Origin of the sequence: Shewanella sp. GXUN23E, assembly GCF_050865035.1 — a bacterium.
In the GTDB taxonomy this organism is placed as follows: Bacteria; Pseudomonadota; Gammaproteobacteria; order Enterobacterales; family Shewanellaceae; genus Shewanella.
The window spans coordinates 33,337-56,186 of record NZ_JBOZWP010000005.1 but is presented as its reverse complement, the minus strand read 5'-3'; the positions used below and the strand labels follow the sequence as shown (position 1 = coordinate 56,186).

Sequence of the window (22,850 nt, the reverse complement as noted above, 5' to 3'; positions counted from 1 at the left end):
GATATGAGATGAAGCTGCGCCACTTGCATTGAGACATACAAAGAGCAAAGCGGACACGGTTGGTCTTCACCTCACTCTTCGTAATCTGGAGTTTACGGTTCCAGGTAGAGACCCCCGTACCGGATTAACGGGGTTATACGAAGTATCCTGCCAGTGACCCAATAGCCATGGCAAGCATTCCGCGGCATTCTTCCATAATGACCTTATATTGACAATACTTAAGCATGAGCGTCACTTATAAAAGGAGCTCTCTATGCCCGCTCAGATGGATGCCAATCAGATTGGATTTGCCATCAATGCCTGGTTGCACAAGGTTCCAGCCAGGCAGTTAACCAGCATCATGCAGCTCAGGGAGCAGATCCTGGCGCTGGGCGATGATATACGTGAAGAGTTCAAATGGCAGCGCCCCTGTTACCGCAATAGCAAAGGCCTGATGTGTTATTTGGGCACGACGGCAAATCATGCCATGGTGGGCTTTCACCTGGGAGCAATGTTTGAAGACCCCGCTGGCCTGCTTACAGGAAAGGGGAAGCAAATGCGCCATCTGAAACTTACCGGCAACCTCAGTTATGATTCACCGGAGGTTGCCGCCCTGCTGGCTCAGGCCTATAACCGCTGAGCCAACAAGTCAGCCTGAAGATGACTTATTTCACAATCAAAACCGGACACTGAGCCCGGGCAACGACCTTTTCAGACACATTGTCGTGCCAGAAGTGAGCCAGACCGGTACGACCATGATTGGCCATCACTATCATACCGATATCGCCCTTATCCGCTTCCTTGACGATTTGCTCGGCAATATTGTTCTCTTCACAGCGACGCACCACGGTTTCAACTTTAAGATCCGTATTCAGGCCCGCCAGCAACTTCTTCATCTCGGCCACTGCGTTGGCTTCCATGCTTTGCATCAACTCCTCGGGGGTGATCACCAACACCTGAAAATTTTCATCACCGGACAGCTGATCCACCACATGCAAAATCCGCAATCCCACCTTGTAGAGATTGGCCATTTCTACTGCGTAAGACAGCGCATGCGATGCGGTTTCTGAAAAGTCCGTTGGCCACAAAATGTTACGGGTACGCATAATGGTCACTCCTGCTTGGGGTCTGGTTCGGTATCCATTGTCGGCGAAGCTGGCTGACAGCATCGCCGATACTCGAGTCTAACACTGAGGTGCTGACCTCAAGATGACACTAATCTTTCAACCAGACAATGGCATCGAACTGGGTAACGAAAAACTTCACATCCGCCGGAGTAAACCAGTCAGCCAGTCTGGTGAGCCACTCCTGCTTGGTAGAATTTCCCACAATGGCAATCTTTTCAAAGTGTTTGCCATGTTTAAGACCAAGTTTGAGATCGTCCCACATCGCCCGGGCTTCCCAGCCTTCCAGCTCGGTAACATCACACAGTGCATAAATGTCCGGATCATCGACACCGGCTATCGCCGCTTCCAGCATGGGCACCATTTTCTGATAGTCATCGTGGGTCAGCTTCCCCACGGCCTTTAAGGTCAGAAAAAAGTCATCATCACCAATGCGCTCAATGCCGATTGAAATACCATGACGGGTAATATTCATAAGTCCTCCGTTAAACCATCAGCCCAGGCCTGTTCTCCACCGGATAGACCAGCCTCTGGCCCGCCCGGCAATGTTGAATTCAGTGTAAGATTGCCACCGTTAAACAAGAGTGACAAAGATCACACAAGAACAAATATTGAACTTGGCAACAGACTGGCGTAGCATCAGACCGACTAATCAGTCGGTTTTTAAGTTCAGGAGAGTAAGGATGAACATGGCCATTCACCAACAGGCGGACACGGATCTGCACAAGATACTCAAACGCCAGCGTATCGCCTTCCAGCAACAGCCTTTTGCCGATGCCGCAATCCGGATAGACTGGCTTAAACGACTGAAACAGTCGCTGCTCGATCATCAACAGGCACTGCTGGATGCCCTGAGCCGGGACTATGGTCACCGCAGTGTCGATGACAGCATGCTGTCGGACATCATGCCGGTGATCAACAACATCAACTACAGCATCAAACATCTTAAAGGCTGGATGAAGCCCAGTCGTCGTCACGCCGGGTTAATGCTGGCTCCCGCCAGCGTTAAGGTACACTACCAGCCGCTGGGCGTCGTCGGCATCATAGTGCCGTGGAATTTCCCGGTGATGCTGTCACTTGGCCCGCTGACCACAGCGCTGGCCGCAGGCAACCGGGCCATGCTCAAACTGTCTGAGTTCACGCCGGCCACCAATGCGGTGATCCGCCAGCTGCTGGATGCGGCCTTTGCCCCAGAGCAGGTTGCCGTTATTGAAGGCGAAGCCGATGTGGCAGCTGCTTTCTCGGCCCTGCCCTTCGATCATCTGCTGTTTACCGGATCGACTCTGGTCGGACGCCATGTAATGCGCGCCGCCGCTGACAATCTGACGCCGGTGACTCTGGAGCTTGGCGGTAAATCGCCGGTGATTATCGCGCCGGATATTCCTCTGGCAGATGCGGTAGAGCGATTGATTTACGGCAAGTGCCTTAACGCCGGACAAATCTGTGTAGCCCCTGATTATGTGCTCTGCCCGGAGCACAAGGTTGACGAGTTTGTTGCCACTTATCAGCAAAAATTCCGCGCCATGTATGGCGAAGTCGCCCGCAATCCTGACTATGGCAACATCATCAATGAGCGCCAGCATCAGCGCCTGCTGTCACTGCTGGATGATGCGCTGACCAAGGGTGCCACCGTTTACAGTGCATCGGACGAGCCACTGAACACCGCTAGCCGCAAACTGGCGACCCAGCTGCTGACAGGTGTTACCCCTCAGATGACGTTGATGCAGGAGGAGATTTTCGGACCACTGCTGCCCATAGTGGCTTATCAAACGCTGGATGAGGCCATCGACTTTGTTAACGCCCGCCCAAGACCGCTGGCGCTGTATCTGATGAGCTTCGACAAAGCCACTCAGCAGCAGGTGCTGGACAATACCCTCTCCGGTGGCGTGTGTATCAACGAAACCGTATTCCATGTGGCCGCAGATGATGCGCCTTTCGGCGGCATTGGCCCCTCCGGCATGGGGCACTATCACGGCAGGGAAGGCTTCCTGCAGTTCAGCCATGCCCGCACTGTGCTGGCACGGGGCCGCATCAACACCGGCAAACTGGTGCACCCACCTTATGGCAACTGGTTGCAGCGTCTGCTGGTGAAATTCTTTGTCCGATAGGAAAACCTGTATGAGTAAAGACAAGAAGCAGGCCATTCTGGATGCCGCGCTGATGCTGTTTACCGGGCAGGGTTACCATGCCACGTCCACCGCCTCGGTGGCTAAAACCGCCGGGGTGGCGACCGGCACCCTGTTCCACCATTTTGCCAGCAAAGAGGAGTTGCTGGCGCAGCTGTTCCTGAGCGTCAAGCAGGAGCTGGCCGATGCCATGCGCAGCGCCCTGAAGGAAACTGACAGCTTCGCGCAAAGGGCGCATCATATCTGGCAGGTTGGCCTCGAATGGGCCATGGCAAATCCAGAAAAACAGCTGTTCTTTCAGCAATTCTGTATGTCGCCTGCGCTCAGCCAGGAGATCCGCAAAATGGCGATGGAAGAAGTACTTGGCTTTCTGGGCACGTTGTTACAGCAAGGGCAGCAGGCCGGCGTGCTCGCCCGGTTTCCACTGGATCTGATGCTGGAGAACTGCCACGGCCAGTTTCTGGCGACAACCCGTTTCTTCCTCGATAATCCCGCACGCTGGCAACAGCAGCAATATCGTCAGGCTGCCTTTGACCAGTTCTGGCAATCCATCGCCAGCCACTGACATTACAGATGGCCGGGCTTTAAGCCCGGCAGTGTTGCCCGGGTAAAAAAGCTCAGCCCTGAGACTGGCTGCGATTGTCAGCCAAATCACCGCCTGGACGCCAGAAGCCCTTGTCGATACCCTGTTTTATCAACTCAGATACCGCCAGCTCGATGGCTGACAGTACACAAAACTGCACCGGTTCATTGGTGGTGTAGCCAAACTCCGCCTCGGCCAGCTCTTTGAAACTGATATAACGAAACAAGCCAGCGCGCATCTCCTGAGAATACACCCGCTTGGAGGTGGATACCGACATCATCACTTTACCTGTATACACATCCACGGCTCGCAGATAGATGGTGACCTGATCTTCACGGAACAACTCAGACGCTGAAATGCCGTAGTAACCCAGACCGCTGCCGCCTGTATTGATATTGGTTTCATAGGCAATGATGCCGCCTTCTATCAGCAGTCTGGCGTCGGTGAGCGCTGGCAGATCATCTTTGCCTTTGTTGTTATTGGTAATTTTGCGTTCGGTCAGCAAATTCTGCAGCCCTTCCCGCTCAACCGGCGTGAACCAGCCAGAGTCCAGCAGGGTTTGCACCAGCATGGAGGTGGCCCCTTGAGTCACGGCGGTAGAAAATGAACTGACATTGGCCTGTGGCTTGTACTGGCCGGTTTGATCGCGAAAGGCGTACACAGCCACCGGGATCATGTGCTTTGGACCTGGCATGGCTTTCAATGCCACCATGGTCTCGCTGACCGGGTTGACTTCAGCATCGGTCAAATTGATATCGGGTTTGGGGATCAGGCTGCAGCCGGACTGAAATATGGCTAACAGCAATGTCATTGGTATCAGCAGTTTCATTTCAATCCCCTGTACCTGGTGTTGCAATTTCAATCACTGTAACTTCACCTGTCTCCAGATTGGTGATAGTCAATTGCACTCCCCCGGCAATAGGCACAATGACAACTTCATGGGTACCAGTGTTATACACCCCTTGCGTTAGCTTGCCATTGGCGACATTACGGGTGATTTCATTGATAATGTTGCGTTCCAATGACTCACGAAAGCGCTGCACAAAGTCCTTTTCTATCGAAGCTTCGCTGTGCTTGTTCTGGGCATTGGCTTTATTCAGCAAAAAAGTGCCGTTCAGCGGATTACCGCCGAAAGTTGGGTTGATTGGGGTATAAACCAGCTCAGTCGCCCCGGCAGAGGCTGTCAGCATAGTGACGGACAATAGCAGGGGACGCCAGCCAAAAGGGGCCGCTACAGCGCGCAATATATTGTTTTTCATGATGTATTCCAATCCCTTGCGCAACAGTCAGACACAGGCTCAGCGCGAACGCTCAGCCAATTCTCCGGTAATAGCCTCAGCCTGAAGTTGAGCCAGATAATCCACAGTCCTGAGCACTGCTTCTTCTGCCCGTTCCTTGATGGGGCCGCCGCGACGACCAAAGTGGGTGACATAGATAAGGGTGCCGTTGATTTCCACGGTCAGTTTGGTGCCCGCCTGGGGAAACACAGTCTCCGTCAGCAGCACGTTGGCGCCCTGAGTGAAGGTAAGATCCCGCCAATAGCCCGAGTAATAGAACGCGAAATCCTTGCCGAAGCGAGTCAGGGTTCTGTCGATCACCAACCCGCTTATCTCTATATCATCACTGCCATGGGAGACAGTTGAAAACAGCAATGCAAACATCAGTATCAGAGTTCTTGCCAGCAACATTCCTCGATTCCCACAACACCTGGAACCGCCTGTGTTCAGCGCGAATTCCGATACTTTCGAAGTTTCAATCTAACTACATTAGCCAAAGGTTTGCATCACCACAGAAACAAAATAGCCCGACCGTAGGGGTCGGGCTATTGCGCACTAATACTTTCTCACTAGTCAGTAAATATCATCCAAAATAGCCGGTCACCAGGGGTTCCCGCTGAGCCACCAGTTGTCTGCCACGGCTCCATACTGACTGAATGCGCAGCTGCTCATCCAGCAGCACCAGATCCGCATCAGCGCCCACGGCGACGATACCTTTACCCTTAAGTTTCAGCGTTCTGGCAGCATTGCTGGTGACCATGGGCAGCACCAGTGACAGTGGCATCCGGGCGTCCACACACGCAATCAGGGTTTCAAACAAACTGCCCACCCGCCCCACTTCCAGAGATATAAGCTCGCCGCGCTCATTAAACACCGGCAGACTGGCATTGCCATCTGAACTTAAACTGATGCGATCCGGCGATACCCCGGCTTCGATGGCCTGGCGGATGGCATCCACCACAGGCACCTCGCCGCTGGCCAGACAGGATTCGTTGGTGGAAGTGGTGAAATCAATCATGCCGCCGGCTTTGGCAAAGGCGATACCGGCTTCAAGCACCTGAGCACTGCGGTTGATGTGAGTCGGATAAAACTGAGTCAGCGGAATATCGGTCTGCTCTGCCACATCGTGCAGCAGCTGCAGCCGCGACTTACCATCGCCCACATGCACGAACACGATACCGGCCTTGCCGGACAACATGCCGCCCACCCGGCACTGGGCGGCTACCCGCGCCAGCTCAGCCACAGTCACCTGCGAGCCGCGGTGATCAGCAATGGCAATCTCGCCCACCCCTATCACCTCATTGATCAGCAGCAAATCCCGCTCCACATCGCCGGTCAGGGTCTTGACCGGGTAGCTGTAGGAGCCGGTATAGCAGTAAACATTCAGCCCTTCCTCGCTGAGTCCACGGGCTTTGGCAAGCAGCTCTTCCAGGGTACGGCTGACCGAGTCGGTTCCCAGCGCGCCCACCAGAGTCGTCACGCCATACATACTGGCTTCGGTTAACTGCATCGCCGGGGTGCGGGTATGAAAGCCGCCCTCACCGCCACCGCCGGTAATGTGCGCCAGAGGGTCCACCAGTCCGGGGATCAGCGTCATGCCGCTGCCGTCAATCTCCTGCAGATCAGGGGCGGTCACCGCCAGCGCCTGGCCTATGGCCAGCACTTTACCGGCAGCAAACAATACATCCTGGCGACCCAGTGGCTCAGGGGAATACAAATCGACATTGCGGATCAGGGTTAACATGGGGTGTTCCATCTGGTTATCTTGGCGTTCACATTAGCGAAAGCCGATACTGGCCTCAAGCCGATGACAGTGCGGGTGTGACCGGCTTCAGATTTGCGACTCCTGCGCCGGCAGCCACAGCCTGACACTCAGTCCACCGGCATGGCGGTTACGCAGATGGATTTGCCCATTATGGGCCTCGATAATTTCCCGGCACAGTGCCAGTCCAAGACCTGTGCCCTGCTGTTTGGTGGAATAAAATGGCAGCAGCGCCTGCGCCAGCACCTCAGCAGACATACCCTGCCCCCGATCAGCCACCTCAATCACAAAGCCGGCTGGCGTCTGTGCCTGCACCTGACGAAATTGCGCAGCGAGCGTTATCTCATCGGCCGGCGAGCCGCTTTCATGGGCGTTTTTGAGCAAATTCAGCAGCACCTGCTCCAGCTGGGTTTCATCGGCCAGCAAGGGCTCAACCGGCAACTCGCCCACCAACCGAAACGGCGTTTGCAGCGCCAGCCCCTGGCACAGCGTTGCCAGTGCCAGGGGCTTTTTTACCGGATTGGGCAACCGGGCAAAACGGGCATAGCCCTCGATAAAGTCGCTCAAATGAGCAGTGCGTTTGTCTATGGTATCGAAAATCAGCTGCAGCCTGGGCTCATCCAGATTGGCCGACAGGGTCCGCCCCGAGTGCACCATGGAGCGCATCGGCGCCAGTGAATTGTTGAGTTCATGGCTGATCACCCGGATCACCTTTTTCCACACCGCCACTTCCTGGCGGCTCAGCTCCCGGGTCATCTGCCGCAGCAAAATCAGCTGATGCTCGAGTCCATTGAGACTAAAGCGTCCACGGCTGAGGTGCCAGGTTTCAAACTCATCGCGGTCATCCCCGGCTTCCACGCTGAACAGCCCATCTCGCCGGTCAATCAGCATGGCGGCGACTTTGGCGGAGGAGTCCGCCGCCAGGCTCGCCAGTGTCATGCCGGTAATAGGTTTGCCTGAGTGCAGCGCCAGCCTTGCGGCATCGTTGGCGTAAATGATATGGCCACTGGCATCGAGCAGCAGCATCAGATTGGGCGAATTCTGGATCACCTTATCCAGCAGCAACTCACGCTGGTACAGGTGCTGACGTTCATGCCTGAGCGCAGCGCTGGCCTGATTGAACAGCAGTGCCAGCTGCCGCAGTTGCGGATCGCTGTCCACCGGCAGGGACACGCTGAAATCATTGTCGATAAGATTGAGCAGCCCCAGCTCCATGGCTTTCAGCGCCTGCTCCAGCCGCCGGGTCAGCCAGGCACTCAGCAGCAGCGCCAGTCCGCCAGCCAGCAACAATATTGGCAGCAGTACCGCATCGCCAAGCCAACTCACCAGCCACAGACAAAGCCCGCTCGCCGCCGCCCAGCACAGGGTCAGCACAAGCAGCAGCCGGGTTCTGAGCGCCAGCGTGGCTTTGGCATCAGGCTCGAGAGGATTTTCAGTCACGGCCTGCGTCCCCTTGGGCGGGCGGACGCATGTCGATACCAAACTTCTCCATGCGCCGATACAAGGCCTGACGACTGAGCCCCAGGGAACGGGCGACCCGGGCGATCACCCAGTTATGCCGTGCCAGCGCCGCTTCGATGTCCGCCTGTTGAGGTTCCGCCAGCGAAGGCGTTTCAGGCGCAGCACCAGCACCTGGTTGGGCGGCGCCTGTGTCTGCCACCTTGGCGGCAGTGCCGCAAGCGACTCCAGAAACAGCGTCAGCCAGCGCATGATTTGCGGCCAAACCGAAATCCGCCGCGCTCAGGATCTCCTCGCGGGCGAGGATACGCGCGCGCTTGCAGGCGTTTTCCAGCTCCCGCACATTGCCCGGCCAATCATGGCTGAGCAGCGCGGTTCGGGCACTGGCATCCAGAGCACGGCCGCCGGTGAAATGGTCCACCAAAGGCAGCACATCATCCTTACGCTGCGCCAGTGCCGGCAGTGCCAGCTCAACCACATTGAGACGATAGAAGAGATCTTCGCGAAAGCGACCATCGACAATGTCCTGGCGCAGATCGGCGTTGGTGGCACTCAGCACCCGCACTCTGCATTTGCGGGTCTGATGACTGCCAAGGCGCTCAAACTCACCGGTTTGCAGTACCCGCAGCAATTTCACCTGGCCGGAAAGGGGTAAATTACCGATTTCATCGAGGAACAGGGTGCCACCATCGGCCGCCTCAAACCGGCCAATACGGGCTTTGGAGGCACCGGTAAAGGCGCCGGCCTCGGCGCCAAACAGCTCAGCTTCCATCAATTCAATTGGCAGCGCACCGACATTCAGCTTGATAAAAGGTTTGTGCTTGAGCGGGGAGTTGGCATGCAGTATATCGGCGAGACGATCTTTCCCCGCACCATTGGGGCCGGTGATCAGCACGGAAACATCGGATTTGGCCAGCTGCACCGCCAGCTCAACACAGCGCTCCATGGCGGCGCTGGCAAACACCAGACCACAGAGTTCAGCGCTGGCCAGCACCGCCTGACGCTCGGCCTGATGGCGTTTGAGCTCACCATTTTCCCTGGCCAGTTTATGCAGCGAGATCAGGTTACCTATGCTGGTCAGCAACCGGGCATCATCCCAGGGCTTGCCCAGATAATCCGCCGCACCGGCTTTCATCAGGGTGACCGCCATCTCCACCTCAGTCCAGGCGGTCAGCAGAATAATCGGCAGCGCCGGGCGCAGCGCACGGATGGCCAGAAACAGCTCCCGCCCCTCTTCGCCACTGGTGGTATCGCGGGTGAAATTCATGTCCTGGATCACCAGCGCAAACTCCTGCCGGGCGATGGCCTGCAGCGCCGCCTGTGGACTGAACTCGTACTGACTTTGATAGCCATTAAGTTCCAGCATCAGCGACAGCGCCTGACAAACATCCGGGTTGTCATCGACGATCAGTATCTTATCCATTTGATTCGCATTTGCTTATTTACTATTCACCTTACCCCAGGCGACATCGAATGGCGAGAGCCGCCCGCCGCATCGATGCCGGACTCAGGCTCACACACTGCGGGTGGCTATGGAGGGCGAAATGGCCGCTGCCTTTCTGGCGGGGATCACCACCGCCACTGTGGTCACCAGAAACAGCAGCGCCACTGTCATCGCCGGGTATTGCCAGGCCAGGCCGCTGAGGCTGAAGTAGTTCATCAATTGCTGACTGAGCTCATAGGCCAGCAGCGTACCTATCAGGGCACCGGCGCCCAGCAGCAGATAGTTTTCTGTCAGAAACCAGCCGAGAATATTGCCACGGGTCGCTCCCAGCGCCCGGCGGGTGCCGATTTGCCTGGTGCGCCTTTCAATATTGAACATCACCATACCGGACAACCCCAGCGCAGTAATGGCCAGCAGCAGCACTATCATGGCGCTCAGCACAAAGGCCATCATGGCATGCTGGGAATAGGCGCGCTGCCGGTAATCGGCGATGCTTTTAAACGCAAACAGCACCCGCCGGGCATCATCTTTGTGCAGCGCTGCGCGGATGGCTTCCTGCAAAAACGTGTGGTCCACCGCCTCGGCCCGTATCACCAGGGTGTTGAACGGGCCTGAACCATTGATATTGATGTTGGCGATGACGCTGTTTTCAATATCGTCATTGTTAACCCAGGCGCCCTGGAGCCTGTCCACTACCCCCACTATGGTAAATAAAGTACTGCCCTCGTATACCCGCTTGCCCACCGCACTGTCTTCGCCAAAGGCAGCCCTGGCAAAGGCCCGGGTGACTATCGCCTCGCGGGGCTCGCTGGTGTCCTCCAGTCCCTGGGCGATTCGACCCGGAATAAAATTACGCCCCTCAATCAGTGTCAGCCCCAAGGCATCGACAAGATGTTCATCGCCCATGTAAAAGGCCATACCGGGCAGACTCTTGGCGGTTTCAGGGTCGGGTCCATCGGCAAAGCCTGACATCCAGCCACTCATGCCCAGTGGCAGCATATTGGCAGGAGCCACCGCTTTCACGCCGGGCAAGGCGCGCAGAATTTCCAGATCGCGGCGGCTGCGCTGCGCCAGATCCATGCCCTCGCCATAGTTGTACAGTTTGAAACTCAACACCTCGGTTTCAGCCGCCCCGGAAGGACGGTCCATCAGCCCCAGCCGCTGATGAATGATAAATGCGGCGTTGGCCACTATGGCCACCGACAGGATGATTTGAAACAGCAACAGTATCGGTGCGCTGCGGCTGCGCAGCATGGCGCTCAATATGGGTTTTATCGCAGTCATGATGGGCATCCTCACTGGCTTTTCAGGTAAACACTGGGACGGGTGCGGCAGATCACCCAGGCCGGGTACAAACCTGCCAGCAGGGCCGAGCCGATAGCGATGGCCGGGGCGATCAGCCAGATACTGGCATCCAGCCGGGTCAGGGCATCCTCCATGGAAAACTGACTGGCCAGATAGTGCAGCGCTCCCCATGCCCACAACAGGCCAAGCACACCGCCGATGGCACCAATCAGCCCCACCTCCACCAGATGCTGGGCAAAAATGTGTCCCTTGCTGGCGCCAATGGCGCGTCGCACCCCCACTTCCGGCGCCCGCCTGAGGAATTTACTCAGCATCAATCCGAGAATATTCACCAGACACACCAGCAGAAACAGCAAACTCAGACCAATCAGGATTTGGTTGTCCTCAGGCACGACCTTATTGACCTCCAGGTGACTGGCGACATCGTTGAGCCGAACCCAGCTGGTGCGACTTTTGTCGGTAAAGCGGCCAAGCTGCTGCTGGCTGTCCACGTAACCATCTAGAAAGTTACGGTAGTTTTCCCGCTCAGCCGGCGTATTAAGCTCAGCCCAGAACTGCACCCAGGTTTTCTCCGACGTAAACAGGCTGCCATCTTCATATTTCCAGCCACTGACATTGCCCCAGGGATCGTATTGCTCCTGCGCCATCAGCGAGAAGGGCACAAACACCACTTCGGTTTCATCGGTGGCGCCACTGTGCAAATCGTAAAACTTGGGCAGCACCTGCCAGTCATCGATCACCCCAACTACCCGAAATGCCTTGTCATTGAGAAATATCACCTCACCGACACTGTTGCGCCCGCCGAACAGCTTGTCGTTGATGACTTTGGCAATCACTGTCACCCGCGCCGGTTCACGGTCAATGCTGGCATCCCAGGGACCGCCGTACAGAAAAGGTACGGCAAACATGGCAAAGAAGTCCCGGTCGGTAACCCGCACATCCTCCAGTTTGGGCTCGATATCCGGGTTGGACGAGGTCAGGGCCAGTCCGGTGGCGATCATCGCCGCCTTGCGGCCAGCCACCTCTGATTGGCGCAGATTCATGGCATCGGGATAAGTAAGATTGACCACAAACTCATTCCAGGTGTCCGGTCCCTGACTCCAGAGGTTGACCGAATACAGCTGGTCACTGCGCTCCCCGGCGGGATTGCTGCTCATCACCTGATGCACATTGAGGGTCATAATGGTGATGCCAATGCCGATGGAGATCGCCAGCACCATCAGCAGCGACATCATCGGGGTCTTGCGAATCGAGCGCCAGGCCAGATCCAGATAGTGACTGAACATAGCGCCCCCTTAACCGTTAACCGCAGCACGATCGCCAATAAAATCGCACACCTGACCATCGACAATCTGCACATTACGTTCGGCGCGGCGGGCCAGTTCACCATCATGGGTCACCATGATGATGGTGGTGCCCTGACGGTTAATCTGTTCCATCAGCTCCATCACCTGACGGGCCATCAGCGAGTCGAGATTGCCGGTCGGTTCGTCCGCCAGCAGAAAACGGGGTTTACCGGCCAGCGCCCGGGCAATGGCCACCCGCTGCTGCTGACCACCGGAAAGCTGGGACGGCAGATGACGCTGGCGGGCAGCCAGGCCCACCTGCGACAGCGCCTCCTCCACCCGGCGTTTACGCTCGGCGCCGTTAAAGCCGCGATAGCGCAGCGGCAGCTCGACGTTTTCTGCCAGATTCAAATCCGGGATAAGATTAAACCCCTGAAAAATAAATCCTATCTTGTGATTTCTGACCTTGGCAGCGCCGCTGTCACTCAGGTTCGCCACATTCTCACCATCCAGCCAGTACTCGCCACCTGAGGCATTTTCCAGCAAGCCAGCAATGTTCAGAAAGGTGGTTTTACCCGAGCCGGATGGGCCGGTCACCGCGACAAACTCCCCTTCATTCACCTGCAGATTGAAGTCGCGCAGGGCATGGGTTTCCACCAAATCGGTACGGTAAAGCTTGTTGATATTCTTCATGCTTAACATAGTGTTGTCCTTTTTATCTGCGGCCTGACTCAACCAAGCAGCCAGAATCCGAAAGCCGGGTGCACACACCACAGCACCAACCCAAGCCAAAGCATCAGCAGCAACAGACTGATAGCCTGCTGCGCCAGCTTTAATTGCGCAAAATCGGTCATCGCCACTTCCCCATCTCTTCCCGCAGCCCCCTCAGTTGAGCCTGACCCGCTGCGCCTGTTTCAAATTTTCACTGCCGGCGATAACCCATTCATCGCCTTCGCTGGCCCCATCGAGGATCTGCACATAGCTGACACTGCGGGCGCCCAGTTTGACCGCCACCCGGCTGGCGCTGTCGCCTTCCACCCGATACACCTGACCAGATGGGTCGGTGACAAAACTGCCGCGCCGCACCATGAGCACATCTTCCAGATTTTCCAGCAGGATGCGGGCAGAAAGCCGCTGGTTTTGCCTCAGGTTCAGGCCGCTGGCATCAGCAAAGCGCACCCGGGTCAGCACCTGTCCGGCCTGCACTTCCGGAGAGATGGACGACAGCACGCCAGGGTGTTTATCGCCGCCCAGTTCCAGCTCCACTGCCATGCCCAGCCCCAGCTCATCAGCATAGGATTCAGACACCGCCAGCTCAGCCTCAAACGCGCTCAGATCCACCACGGTCAATATCGCCTGTCCTCTGCCCAGCCGGGCCTTTTGCTCGGTCAGCCAGTTGCCGATAATGCCGTCCACCGGCGCAATGATTTGCAGCGCCGCTACCTGGCGGCGCAAATCCTCCACCAGCAAGGCCTGACGCTTGTGCTCCAGCTGCTTGTTTTTCAGCTCAAAGGCCTGGGTATCACGCATCAGCTCAGCTTCCTGCTGGGCATGGGCAAACAGCAGCCGGGCTTTTTTCAGCTCATCTTTGCCTTTTTCAAAATCGATACGGGAAATCAGGTTGTTCTCAATCAGCTGATCGCCGCGGCGGCTCTCGCGCTCGGCGGCTTCCAGTTCAACCTTGGCGGTATTGAGCACCTGCTGGGCCGTCAGCAACTGTCGGCGGGCCTGCAGACTGGCGCGTTCCACTTCGCCGCTGAGCGCATCCAGCCGGGCCTGTTCCTGGGCCAGACTGCTGGCAAGTAATGGACTGTCTATGCTGGCCAGCAACTGGCCTTTGCTGACCGTGTCTCCCGGACGGGCGATAAGGGTGACCATGCCCTCTTCGGGGGCATACAGAATGGGGGCGTTGGCAGCAACGATTTTGCCGTTGGCGACGATATCGCGCACCAGCGTGCCGCGGGTGACTCTGGCGGTCACCAGCTCACTGCGCTTGGCGGAGTGGCTGGCACCTTCCCCCCGATTGACCAGCCACAGGCTCAGCAGTCCAAGCAGGACAAAGGCGGCCACAAGCCAGCCAGCTTTGGGCAGACGTCTGGGGGTGAGAACATTATCCTGGCCACTGGTATCACGGATCATAAGCGGGTCTCTGCTGACGGTTAATAAACCAAACAGAACCAAGAAACGTGCCAGGATTTTTAGTGCTTTAAATCAATAGTTTAGAAATTATGGTTTCATCAGAAGTGTCCGCGGACAGCCAAAAACTGTCCGCTGGCCTGGAAGAGTGTCCGCGCAAGTCCGCGGCGGACACACGCGAGAGTATTTTTTAGGGTATTAAAAACACTGGGCAATAATCACGAAGCTCGGGATGATGCCGGCGAACCAGCTTAACGAGCGCAGGCGGTTGTGATTGGAGAGATAGAAAATATGGTAAGCGATACGGGCGATGACATGGATCACCGCCGCCACTTCTGCAGTCGCGTTAACCTTACCCACCGCCAGCAGCGCCACCACTGCCAAACCAAAAATCAGCAGCGACTCGAAGGCATTCTGATGCCCCGCCACCGCCCGGGCGCCCATGCCGGTCAGCCGGGCCTGCTGCGCTCTGGGATGGGCATTGTCATAACCGCCGTCTTTGGCCATGGCATAACCCACGGGCAATTTCGACAGGTAAGGCAACAGCATGGCGATCAACAAACAGCTGAGCAAGATGGTCATCGGCAAAATTCCTTTTGGTAATAGGTCAATTGACCCGGTTAATAATCTGTCCCTGCAAAAACGCCTGCAGATTGGCACTGGCAATGTGCAGCAGTTTCTGCCTCGCCTCCCGGGTCGCCCAGGCATTATGCGGCGTGAGCGATACATTGGGGGCGCTGAGCAAAGGGTTGTCCTGCGCCGGTGGCTCAGTGCTGAGCACATCCAGTCCGGCTCTCAGCCTGCCCGCCTCAAGCGCCGCGGCCAGCGCAGCTTCATCCACCAGTCCACCACGGGCGGTATTGATCAGCAGTGCGCCGGGTTTCATCCGTTCAAGGGATTGGGCGTTGATCATCCTGTCGGTTTCCGGGGTTAACGGACAGTGCAGCGACAGGATATCCGACTCGCCCAACACCGCCTCCAGCGAAGTCCAGCTCGCGCTGGGAAACGCATGCAGATCCGGCCGCTTACGGGTATGCACCAGCAGGCGCATATCAAAGGCAGTAGCAATCCGCGCCACCTGTCGGCCGATGTCCCCGAACCCCACCAGTCCCAGGGTCTTGCCCTTGAGTGACATCAGCGGCGCCAGGGTAAAACAAAAGTCCGGCTGCGAGCGCCAATGACCACTGCGCACCGCGTCATCATGTATCGCCAGTCGCTGGGTATGATGCAGTATGTGGGCAAACACCATCTGTGCCACGGCATCCGGGCCGTAACCCGGCACATTGGTGACACAAATCCCGGCGCTGGCAGCAGCCTCCAGATCCACCACATTGGTGCCAGTCGCCAGCACGCCGATATATTTCAGTGACGGCAAACGGGCCAGTGTGCTGGCATCCAAGGGCGTCTTGTTGGTCAGCAGCACGTCGGCACCGGCAGCGCGGGCCAGGATGTCTGCAGCCAAAGTCCGGTCATACACACTGAAACGCTGTGCCAGCGAGGACACGCAGGACCAGTCCAGATCACCCGGATTAAGGGTGTATCCGTCCAACACCACCATTTTGTTAAATCGCATGTTTAGTTAAAACCTGAATTGGATCCCCAGATTGGCCTGCCCCTGTACCAGGGTGCTGGCCTGCAGCTTCCAGACACAGCCCTGATCGCCACAGAAGATCTCATTGTCCGTATTCATAAAAGTGGCAAAGCCACGCACTTCGGCCATCAGCGCCAGATTGTCCGTCAGCCGGTACTGGGCTCCCAGCCCCAACCCCATGGAGAAGCGGGTTTCAGTATCCAGCCCGCCATCCGGCCGAAGCTGAGTCAAACCAGCGGTCGCGGTGACATAGGGTTCCCAGTTACCGTTGGGGAAATACAGAGTGCCGCCCAGATGCAGATAATCCACCGCCAGCGAGGCAATGGTTTCACCGGCAAACACACCACCGCTGCCCAGGGTGGCGCTCTGATGGGAATACAGCAGATACACATCACCCGGATCGCGGGTGGTCATCCCCAGCATCACCCCATAGTTGCCATCTTCCGAGATGGAAAAGTAATCCTTCTGCTCATCACTGCTTTGGGTAAATTTCAGTTCGCTGGAACCAAAACTGTAACCACCGACCGGAGTGATAAAGAACTCAGCAGCGCTGGCCTGAGCTGATAACGTCAGTCCAAACATCAACGCAGACAGGGAAAGCTTCAATTGGGAGGGATTATTCACTGGCATAAACTGCAACTCCTTGTGAAATAGGCACAACGTTTATACCTCGCTCCTATCCGGGGTGCAATCTGATATGTCATCAGGTCACGCAGGTTTAACCATGGCAGTATCAATCAACCAGGCGATGACAAACAGTACCAGCACGCAAATCACCAGAGCGCCGGCAATGGCAACCAGAAATCTCAACAGGGTGTTCATGATCGCTCCTTTGACAGCCTCTGCCGCATGCTCCCAAAGGCGCACCTGCAGGTCAAGCCCGGGCCTTTCTGCCGCTAATCATGGCAAAAAGACCTGAGCCCGCCGCCGGGCTTAGGTGCAATCAGCTGGCTCATTCAACCTCTTCATCGTCAGGATTATCCGGTGCCAGCCAGCGGTATACCAGCCCTGCCAGCAGCGCACCTATCATAGGGGCCACCCAGAATAACCAGAGCTGCTCCAGCGCCCAGCCGCCCTGTACCAGTGCCGGGCCGGTACTGCGGGCAGGATTCACCGACGTGTTGGTCACCGGCACACTGATAAGATGCACCAGCGTCAGACACAGGCCTATCGCCAGCCCAGCCATGGCAGGCGTTGCCGCCCTGTGAGTTGCCCCCAACACCACGATAAGAAACATAAAACTCATGATGATTTCAGTCAGCAATGCCGACGTCAGGTCATAGCCGCCGGGCGAATGCAAATCATAGCCATTGGCTGCCAGCCCATCAGCCATTGAGTAACCCGCCTGGCCACTGGCGATAAGGTACAGCACCACCGCCGCCAGAATACCGCCCAGCACCTGGGCAATCATATAGGGCACCACCCGTGACGCCTCAAACCGGCCGCCCACCCATAAACCAAAGGTAATAGCAGGATTCAGGTGACAACCGCTGATATGACCTATGGCATAAGCCATGGTTACCACGGTTAACCCAAATGCCAGGGCGACACCCAGAAAACCAATACCATATTCAGGAAAACCAGCGGCCAGTACTGCGCTGCCGCAGCCTCCCAGTACCAACCAGAAGGTACCAATAAATTCTGCACTCAATATTTTTAACATATTCGCTCCTCAATCAGGCAGAGCGGCCACAGGTTTCAGTTGCCCTGCCAAACACGGACAAATCTGCGGTCCGCCAGCGTCAAAGTTAACCATTTTTTTACAAGTTCCAAGAAAAATATTCAGTCTTAAGACTGATGACCCGCCATCAGGAATCATTGCCAAGGCGAGGCAAATAAGGTGATATGTACTGCGCAACAATAAAAATACAAATAAAAACAGGGAGTGAAGATGAAGACCGGATACCTGCTGCCCACCTTATGGCTGGCCCTGACCTCAGTGACATGGGCCAATAGCCCGGACTGGGTAACAGATCAACCTCAACTGGAAGCCCTTTATCAGGATTTACACCGGCATCCAGAGCTTTCTTTTCAGGAGCAGGCGACTGCACAGAAACTGGCCACACAGCTGGCAGAGCTGGGATTTGAAGTCACCACCGACCTTGGGGGTCATGGCGTGGTGGGATTGATGTTCAATGGCGACGGCCCCACTGTGATGATCCGCACCGATACCGATGCCCTGCCAATTACCGAAGAAACCGGCAAAGAGTACGCGTCCAAGGTGCGAGTCACCCTGCCTTCAGGTGCCGAATCGGGAGTCATGCATGCCTGTGGTCATGATCTGCACATGACCAGCTTCATCGGCACCGCCAGACAACTGGCAGCCAACAAAGACCAATGGCAGGGTACGCTGATGATGGTCGCTCAGGGCGCCGAGGAAGTGGGTGGCGGTGCCAAAGCCATGTTGAATGAAGGCCTGTTTGAGCGATTTGCCCGTCCAGATCATATTCTGGCACTGCATGTATCAGCCAGCCTGCCGGCGGGCAAAGTCGCAATTCGTCCCGGCTACACGCTGGCGAGTGTTGATTCGGTGGATATTCAGGTATTCGGCAAAGGCGGCCACGGCGCTTACCCTCACACAACAGTGGATCCGATAGTGCTGGCCTCCCGCATTGTACTGGCGCTGCAAACCATCACCAGCCGGGAAATCTCGCCGCTGGAGCCCTCTGTAGTCACAGTCGGCTCCATTCATGGCGGCACCAAACACAATGTTATCGGCAACGAAGTTACCCTGCAGCTGACCCTCAGAAGCTACAGCCCACAGGTCAGGGAGGCCCAGCTGGCGGCGATAAAACGCCTGAGTGCCGGTATTGCCATGAGCGCCGGACTGCCTCCTGAGCTGTACCCGACTGTGACTGTTCATGAGCAGGAATCCATTCCATCCACTTACAATGACCCGGCGCAAACCGCACAGGTACGCGAGGCGCTGCAGCTGGCATTGGGCGCAGAGCAGGTGGAAGATACCGAACCTGTGATGGCCGGTGAGGATTTTGGTCTTTATGGCCGCACCGGGGATAAACTGCCAATCACCATCTTCTGGCTGGGCACGGTAGAGCCTGAACAGTTCAACGCAGCCCGGATCAATGGAACTGCGCTGCCATCGCTGCACTCCAGCCATTTTGCGCCTGACTATCGGGCAGCCATTCCGGTGGGCGTCAAGGCCATGACCCAAAGTGCGCTGATGCTGTTCAACGCAAACCCGGCAGCTGACCCGTTTTAAAAGGAGAGGCCAATTGCTGTTTCTTATTGGAATGGATAAACAGGCGCATTTACTGATGCCACTGCTGACCTGCGAATGCGCCAGGTGCCGGCAGCCAACCCAGTGGCAACTGTGGCAGGAGCAAGAGAAAGCCTCGCTGTTTTTCATCCCTGTATGGCGCTTTACCGCGGATTATGTGCTGCTTTGCGAAGCCTGCGGTGACAATTTCAAGCTGCCCAGAGCGTTCGGCAAGTCCCTGCTTGATGAGGCCAACCGCACAGACGAGGCACATCGGCAAATAGAGTCGCTGATTGGCGCGCATCAAAGCCGCAGCAGAATACGCCCCTGATGTTCCGAGCTGCCCGGCACCGACAGAATGCCGGGCAGACTCAAAGTCCTGCGGCGGGATGAGATTTATCGCTGGAACGACAATCCCCACATCAGCACCTGACCATAACCATAGGCGCCGGTATCGGCAGAGGATTGAGCGGCAATACGTATTCTGTCTGAATAGACAGTGCGGGGCAGAACAAACTCCTGGCGCTGATAGGCCGGTCCGGGCATGTCAGGAAATTCGAAATTGCCCACCACCTGCCAGGCTCCGGCTTCCCGGTCCCAGATGGAAAAACTGAACGCTTTAAGCTGTACGCCATTATCCAGATTGGCAGAGCCCAACCTGAATGTTTTCATTCGCATAGGCTGCTTAAAATCCAGATAGATAGACATGGGCATGTCCTGGTGCCATTGGGCCGTCGCTCTGGCGTACAGCCCCTGACTCAAATCCAGCTCAAAACCATTAACATGATCATTGGTGAAATGCAGATCCAGTCCACCAAGATCCATCAGAAATCCGGGGTTGAGATGATTCAGCTCACTGCCCTGACGTTCAAAGACTTCGTCGGTATAAAACGCCAGTACATCCTGATATTGAGGCACGCCGTCATTCAGAACATTGGTGTGCAGGCTGAAATCCCCTTTCTCACCATCGGGCCCGTACCAGACACCTTCCCAGTAGTTGCCCGCTACCCGGCCAAAATACCAGTTGCGGGTATCGCCATTGTGGATCTCAAAACTGAATCTTTCCTGCTCACCCGAGCCAATGTAATAGCTGTTTTTATTTTCGACCTGACCGGAAATGACGGCGCCGGTTTCCGTCTTGCCGATGATAGTGTTTCCCGACAGGCTTACATTCAGTCTGACATGATGCTGGTAGTCCATGGCACCATCCAATTGGTCGTCATAATGAAGATAAACCGTCTCCTCCCCGGCCAGCACGGCGGGGGACAGCAACAGAACAGCAGAAAGCAGGGCCTTGCGCATTGAATACTCCTTGGCAACAACATGAAAGAGGTTGAGCCGGGCAGGCGTGCCCGGTTCAACCCATCAAAACGGCCAGGGAGCAGCGGATCTGAAACCGGCAGGCGCAAAGCCTGCGGTATGAAGCCATTACCGGCGTTTGCCGGATTGCCCATCAGCACCGTGACTTGGGGGCGGAGCCAGCACAGCCGCCAGCCGGGCACGCCAGCTCACTCCGGGTGCCATAACGTCACGCCACATGTCGCGCCATTCGCTGAAGGTCACCACCAGCGGATTATGGCTGTTGACCGGCTTGGTGATGCCATAGTCCACCGCCTCCACTTCAGGCACAAAGGTGCCGAACAATCTGTCCCAGATGATCAGCACGCCGGCATAGTTCCTGTCTATGTATTGCGGATTGCGGCCATGGTGCACCCGGTGATGGGAAGGCGAATTGAAGATCAGATCAAACGGGCCGAAATCCTTAATCCACTGGGTGTGAATGACAAACTGCAGCGCCAGATTCAGCAGCACCGAGAACACCACCCAGTTGGGTGGGAAACCGACTATCACCAAAGGCACCCAGAAGATCCACATACCGGCCACCGGGTACATCAGGCTCTGACGAAACGCAGTGCTGAAGTTCATGCTCTCTGAGCTGTGATGCACCGAGTGCGCCGCCCACAGCCAGCGGACCCGATGACTGGCGCGGTGGAACCAGTAGTAACAGAAATCCTGCGCCAGCATCAGCAGCAGAAAATAGCCAAAATTCATCTGGATATCGAACAGCCGCCAGTCAAATACCATAAAGTACAACTGCAGGATCAACAGGCCAAACAGCAGATCGCTGAGCTGATGCATAGCGCCCAGCGCGATATTGCAGGCCACCTCACGCCACTGGTAATCCGCGGATTGCGGCAACTTGCCAGCGCGGATCCCAAGGTGCCACTCCAGCACCATAGCGAGTAAAAACACCGGCGCCAGCGCCAGCAACAGCCAGTCGGGATGTTGTAACAGCATATCCATGTTAAAAGCGTCTCCTACCAACGGGCGTAATGATCTTCAGTCAGCCCCAATTGGCGCTGCAACTGATGTTTGGTGCCGGCATCATCGATAACAAACCCCTCGAAATAGCCGATAAATTGCCGGAAATTACTGCGCAACAGCCACAAATCCAGCTTTTCATGACGATGATTGAGCGGGCTGAAATTGAGTGACACCCGCCCGTCCACAGACACTATCCGCCAGCTGCAGCGGGGTTCAAGCCGATCAAACTCAAACTGCACCGGCCCCAGCAGATAACGGCGGCCATCAATCCAACAGGCGTTCTCATTCAGGCCGGTTTCATTCACGCCAGCGGCCAGATTGAAGCCAATGGCCTGGCCGCGGTGAGTTTCGCCATTGAGCGATGCCCAGCGCCAGCTGGTGTCCCGGCGCATGTAGCCGGCAGAAAAATCATACCCGCCACGGGCACCGGCTAAAGACACCGGATGGCCATCCACCTGCAGCTCACCCGACAGCTCCAGAGCATTGTGTTTCTGGGTATAGGTCCAACCGCTGTAACCGGTAGGGTTGCACAGCGCCAGCGGCAAACTGAGGGGGGAGGTTTGCAGCTTGAGGTTTGCCTGTACCCTGGAGGTTTGCAGCTGCAATTGCCACTGCCCCTGCTCAAGGGTGAAGGCCAGCTCCGTTTGCCCGCTGCCGATGTGACCTGTGCCAGACAGCGGAGAAGGCGTGGTGTGATAGCCCATGCCCTTGGGGCGCAGCCAACTGACTTCAGTCAGCTGATTGGCACGGATGTCGTACAGGTACGCAAATCCCGAGCCCAGATAGCGAATATCCGCCAGCGCGGCGCCCAGCAGATAATCCGCAGTCACCACAGACACAAACTGAAATTGCTTGTAATGAAAATGCCGCGCCCAGCGCGACGCCGGTTTATCCATGCAGCTTAAATAATTAAACCGCTCAAGCGCCAGCTCACTGACCGGACCATCAAAATAACCCAGTGCGGGACGGCCACGCTCGTCCATCAGACAATCGGGCGCCGCTTGTGTCAGTGGAGGAGTCTTGCCGGACACGCCGGGGGAACTCTCTGGATAAAGGCTCATGGTGATACAGAGTAAAAAAGTTGAATTTTTACTCTAACCGGAACTCAGCCAACAAAAAACCCCCGACAGGAGCTTTTGTTAAAATTAGGTTGCAAGTCGATTTCCCCAGCTGATCACGTCGCTCTTTACCTCCCCCCTTCAGCACTCTTTTCACCTCTGCCTTTGCCAACAATTCT

25 protein-coding genes and 1 riboswitch are annotated in these 22,850 nt (G+C 56.4%); of the genes, 5 read left to right on the top strand and 20 right to left on the bottom strand.

Annotated elements, in window-relative coordinates:
• Window positions 1-61: 61 nt before the first annotated feature.
• Window positions 62-161: riboswitch (purine riboswitch) on the bottom strand.
• A 92-nt stretch (window positions 162-253) separates the two neighbouring features.
• Window positions 254-619, top strand: a complete 366-nt coding sequence (locus ACRRUX_RS06595; RefSeq protein ID WP_432528445.1) for a DUF1801 domain-containing protein — start codon at window positions 254-256, stop codon at window positions 617-619.
• A gap of 25 nt (window positions 620-644) precedes the next feature.
• Here ACRRUX_RS06595 and ACRRUX_RS06590 read toward each other — a convergent pair whose 3' ends face one another.
• Window positions 645-1,085: a universal stress protein gene (locus ACRRUX_RS06590; RefSeq protein WP_432528442.1), complete on the bottom strand. Its 441-nt coding sequence runs from the start codon at window positions 1,083-1,085 to the stop codon at window positions 645-647.
• Window positions 1,086-1,194: 109 nt separating this feature from the next.
• Entirely contained in the window at window positions 1,195-1,578 is a 384-nt protein-coding gene (locus ACRRUX_RS06585) for an STAS/SEC14 domain-containing protein (RefSeq protein WP_432528440.1), read from the bottom strand.
• A gap of 208 nt (window positions 1,579-1,786) precedes the next feature.
• Here ACRRUX_RS06585 and ACRRUX_RS06580 point away from each other — a divergent pair, with 208 nt between their 5' ends.
• Window positions 1,787-3,211 (top strand): coniferyl aldehyde dehydrogenase, encoded by a 1,425-nt coding sequence (locus tag ACRRUX_RS06580; protein WP_432528438.1) that lies wholly within the window; start codon window positions 1,787-1,789, stop codon window positions 3,209-3,211.
• A 10-nt stretch (window positions 3,212-3,221) separates the two neighbouring features.
• Window positions 3,222-3,794 (top strand): TetR/AcrR family transcriptional regulator, encoded by a 573-nt coding sequence (locus ACRRUX_RS06575; protein WP_432528436.1) that lies wholly within the window; start codon window positions 3,222-3,224, stop codon window positions 3,792-3,794.
• Window positions 3,795-3,846: 52 nt separating this feature from the next.
• On the opposite strand, the gene ACRRUX_RS06570 is transcribed toward ACRRUX_RS06575, so the two are convergent.
• The 15 genes from ACRRUX_RS06570 to aqpZ form a co-directional block, all read right to left on the bottom strand.
• The gene (locus ACRRUX_RS06570; RefSeq protein ID WP_432528434.1) at window positions 3,847-4,641 is read right to left on the bottom strand and encodes a CsgG/HfaB family protein; all 795 of its coding nucleotides are present in this window, start codon (window positions 4,639-4,641) and stop codon (window positions 3,847-3,849) included.
• Between the two features lies 1 nt (window position 4,642).
• Window positions 4,643-5,071, bottom strand: coding sequence for a curli assembly protein CsgF (locus ACRRUX_RS06565; RefSeq protein ID WP_432528432.1), 429 nt, complete (start codon window positions 5,069-5,071; stop codon window positions 4,643-4,645).
• A gap of 39 nt (window positions 5,072-5,110) precedes the next feature.
• Window positions 5,111-5,473 (bottom strand): curli production assembly/transport protein CsgE, encoded by a 363-nt coding sequence (locus ACRRUX_RS06560; protein ID WP_432528759.1) that lies wholly within the window; start codon window positions 5,471-5,473, stop codon window positions 5,111-5,113.
• Between the two features lie 199 nt (window positions 5,474-5,672).
• On the bottom strand, window positions 5,673-6,833 hold the full coding sequence (iadA, locus tag ACRRUX_RS06555) for a beta-aspartyl-peptidase (RefSeq protein ID WP_432528430.1): 1,161 nt from the start codon (window positions 6,831-6,833) through the stop codon (window positions 5,673-5,675).
• 87 nt (window positions 6,834-6,920) lie between these two features.
• Window positions 6,921-8,291, bottom strand: a complete 1,371-nt coding sequence (locus tag ACRRUX_RS06550) for a sensor histidine kinase (RefSeq protein ID WP_432528428.1) — start codon at window positions 8,289-8,291, stop codon at window positions 6,921-6,923.
• Window positions 8,284-9,732, bottom strand: coding sequence for a sigma-54-dependent transcriptional regulator (locus ACRRUX_RS06545; RefSeq protein WP_432528426.1), 1,449 nt, complete (start codon window positions 9,730-9,732; stop codon window positions 8,284-8,286). Before ACRRUX_RS06545 ends, ACRRUX_RS06550 begins: the two co-directional genes overlap by 8 nt.
• Before the next feature lie 90 nt (window positions 9,733-9,822).
• On the bottom strand, window positions 9,823-11,037 hold the full coding sequence (locus ACRRUX_RS06540; RefSeq protein WP_432528424.1) for an ABC transporter permease: 1,215 nt from the start codon (window positions 11,035-11,037) through the stop codon (window positions 9,823-9,825).
• Between the two features lie 11 nt (window positions 11,038-11,048).
• Complete coding sequence (locus tag ACRRUX_RS06535) at window positions 11,049-12,344, bottom strand: ABC transporter permease (RefSeq protein WP_432528422.1); 1,296 nt, start codon at window positions 12,342-12,344, stop codon at window positions 11,049-11,051.
• A 9-nt stretch (window positions 12,345-12,353) separates the two neighbouring features.
• On the bottom strand, window positions 12,354-13,046 hold the full coding sequence (locus tag ACRRUX_RS06530) for an ABC transporter ATP-binding protein (RefSeq protein WP_432528420.1): 693 nt from the start codon (window positions 13,044-13,046) through the stop codon (window positions 12,354-12,356).
• 29 nt (window positions 13,047-13,075) lie between these two features.
• On the bottom strand, window positions 13,076-13,198 hold the full coding sequence (locus ACRRUX_RS06525; protein WP_432528418.1) for a hypothetical protein: 123 nt from the start codon (window positions 13,196-13,198) through the stop codon (window positions 13,076-13,078).
• A 31-nt stretch (window positions 13,199-13,229) separates the two neighbouring features.
• Window positions 13,230-14,483 (bottom strand): efflux RND transporter periplasmic adaptor subunit, encoded by a 1,254-nt coding sequence (locus ACRRUX_RS06520; protein ID WP_432528416.1) that lies wholly within the window; start codon window positions 14,481-14,483, stop codon window positions 13,230-13,232.
• 195 nt (window positions 14,484-14,678) lie between these two features.
• Complete coding sequence (locus ACRRUX_RS06515; RefSeq protein ID WP_432528414.1) at window positions 14,679-15,062, bottom strand: MAPEG family protein; 384 nt, start codon at window positions 15,060-15,062, stop codon at window positions 14,679-14,681.
• A gap of 25 nt (window positions 15,063-15,087) precedes the next feature.
• Window positions 15,088-16,053 carry a D-2-hydroxyacid dehydrogenase gene (locus tag ACRRUX_RS06510; protein ID WP_432528412.1) on the bottom strand — a complete coding sequence of 322 codons (966 nt, stop codon included), beginning with the start codon at window positions 16,051-16,053 and terminating at the stop codon, window positions 15,088-15,090.
• Window positions 16,054-16,059: 6 nt separating this feature from the next.
• Window positions 16,060-16,701 (bottom strand): outer membrane beta-barrel protein, encoded by a 642-nt coding sequence (locus ACRRUX_RS06505; protein WP_432528410.1) that lies wholly within the window; start codon window positions 16,699-16,701, stop codon window positions 16,060-16,062.
• Between the two features lie 322 nt (window positions 16,702-17,023).
• Window positions 17,024-17,734, bottom strand: coding sequence for an aquaporin Z (gene aqpZ, locus ACRRUX_RS06500; protein ID WP_432528408.1), 711 nt, complete (start codon window positions 17,732-17,734; stop codon window positions 17,024-17,026).
• A 228-nt stretch (window positions 17,735-17,962) separates the two neighbouring features.
• Here aqpZ and ACRRUX_RS06495 point away from each other — a divergent pair, with 228 nt between their 5' ends.
• A complete protein-coding gene (locus ACRRUX_RS06495) occupies window positions 17,963-19,291 on the top strand; it encodes a M20 metallopeptidase family protein (RefSeq protein ID WP_432528406.1) in 1,329 nt (442 codons plus the stop codon).
• 13 nt (window positions 19,292-19,304) lie between these two features.
• Window positions 19,305-19,619: a zinc-ribbon domain-containing protein gene (locus tag ACRRUX_RS06490; RefSeq protein WP_432528404.1), complete on the top strand. Its 315-nt coding sequence runs from the start codon at window positions 19,305-19,307 to the stop codon at window positions 19,617-19,619.
• 65 nt (window positions 19,620-19,684) lie between these two features.
• Here ACRRUX_RS06490 and ACRRUX_RS06485 read toward each other — a convergent pair whose 3' ends face one another.
• The 3 genes from ACRRUX_RS06485 to ACRRUX_RS06475 all read right to left on the bottom strand — a co-directional run bounded on the left by ACRRUX_RS06485 (window position 19,685) and on the right by ACRRUX_RS06475 (window position 22,674).
• On the bottom strand, window positions 19,685-20,590 hold the full coding sequence (locus tag ACRRUX_RS06485) for a hypothetical protein (protein ID WP_432528402.1): 906 nt from the start codon (window positions 20,588-20,590) through the stop codon (window positions 19,685-19,687).
• A 126-nt stretch (window positions 20,591-20,716) separates the two neighbouring features.
• On the bottom strand, window positions 20,717-21,592 hold the full coding sequence (locus ACRRUX_RS06480; RefSeq protein ID WP_432528400.1) for a sterol desaturase family protein: 876 nt from the start codon (window positions 21,590-21,592) through the stop codon (window positions 20,717-20,719).
• 14 nt (window positions 21,593-21,606) lie between these two features.
• Window positions 21,607-22,674, bottom strand: a complete 1,068-nt coding sequence (locus ACRRUX_RS06475; RefSeq protein WP_432528398.1) for a DUF2804 domain-containing protein — start codon at window positions 22,672-22,674, stop codon at window positions 21,607-21,609.
• Between the last annotated feature and the right edge of the window lie 176 nt (window positions 22,675-22,850).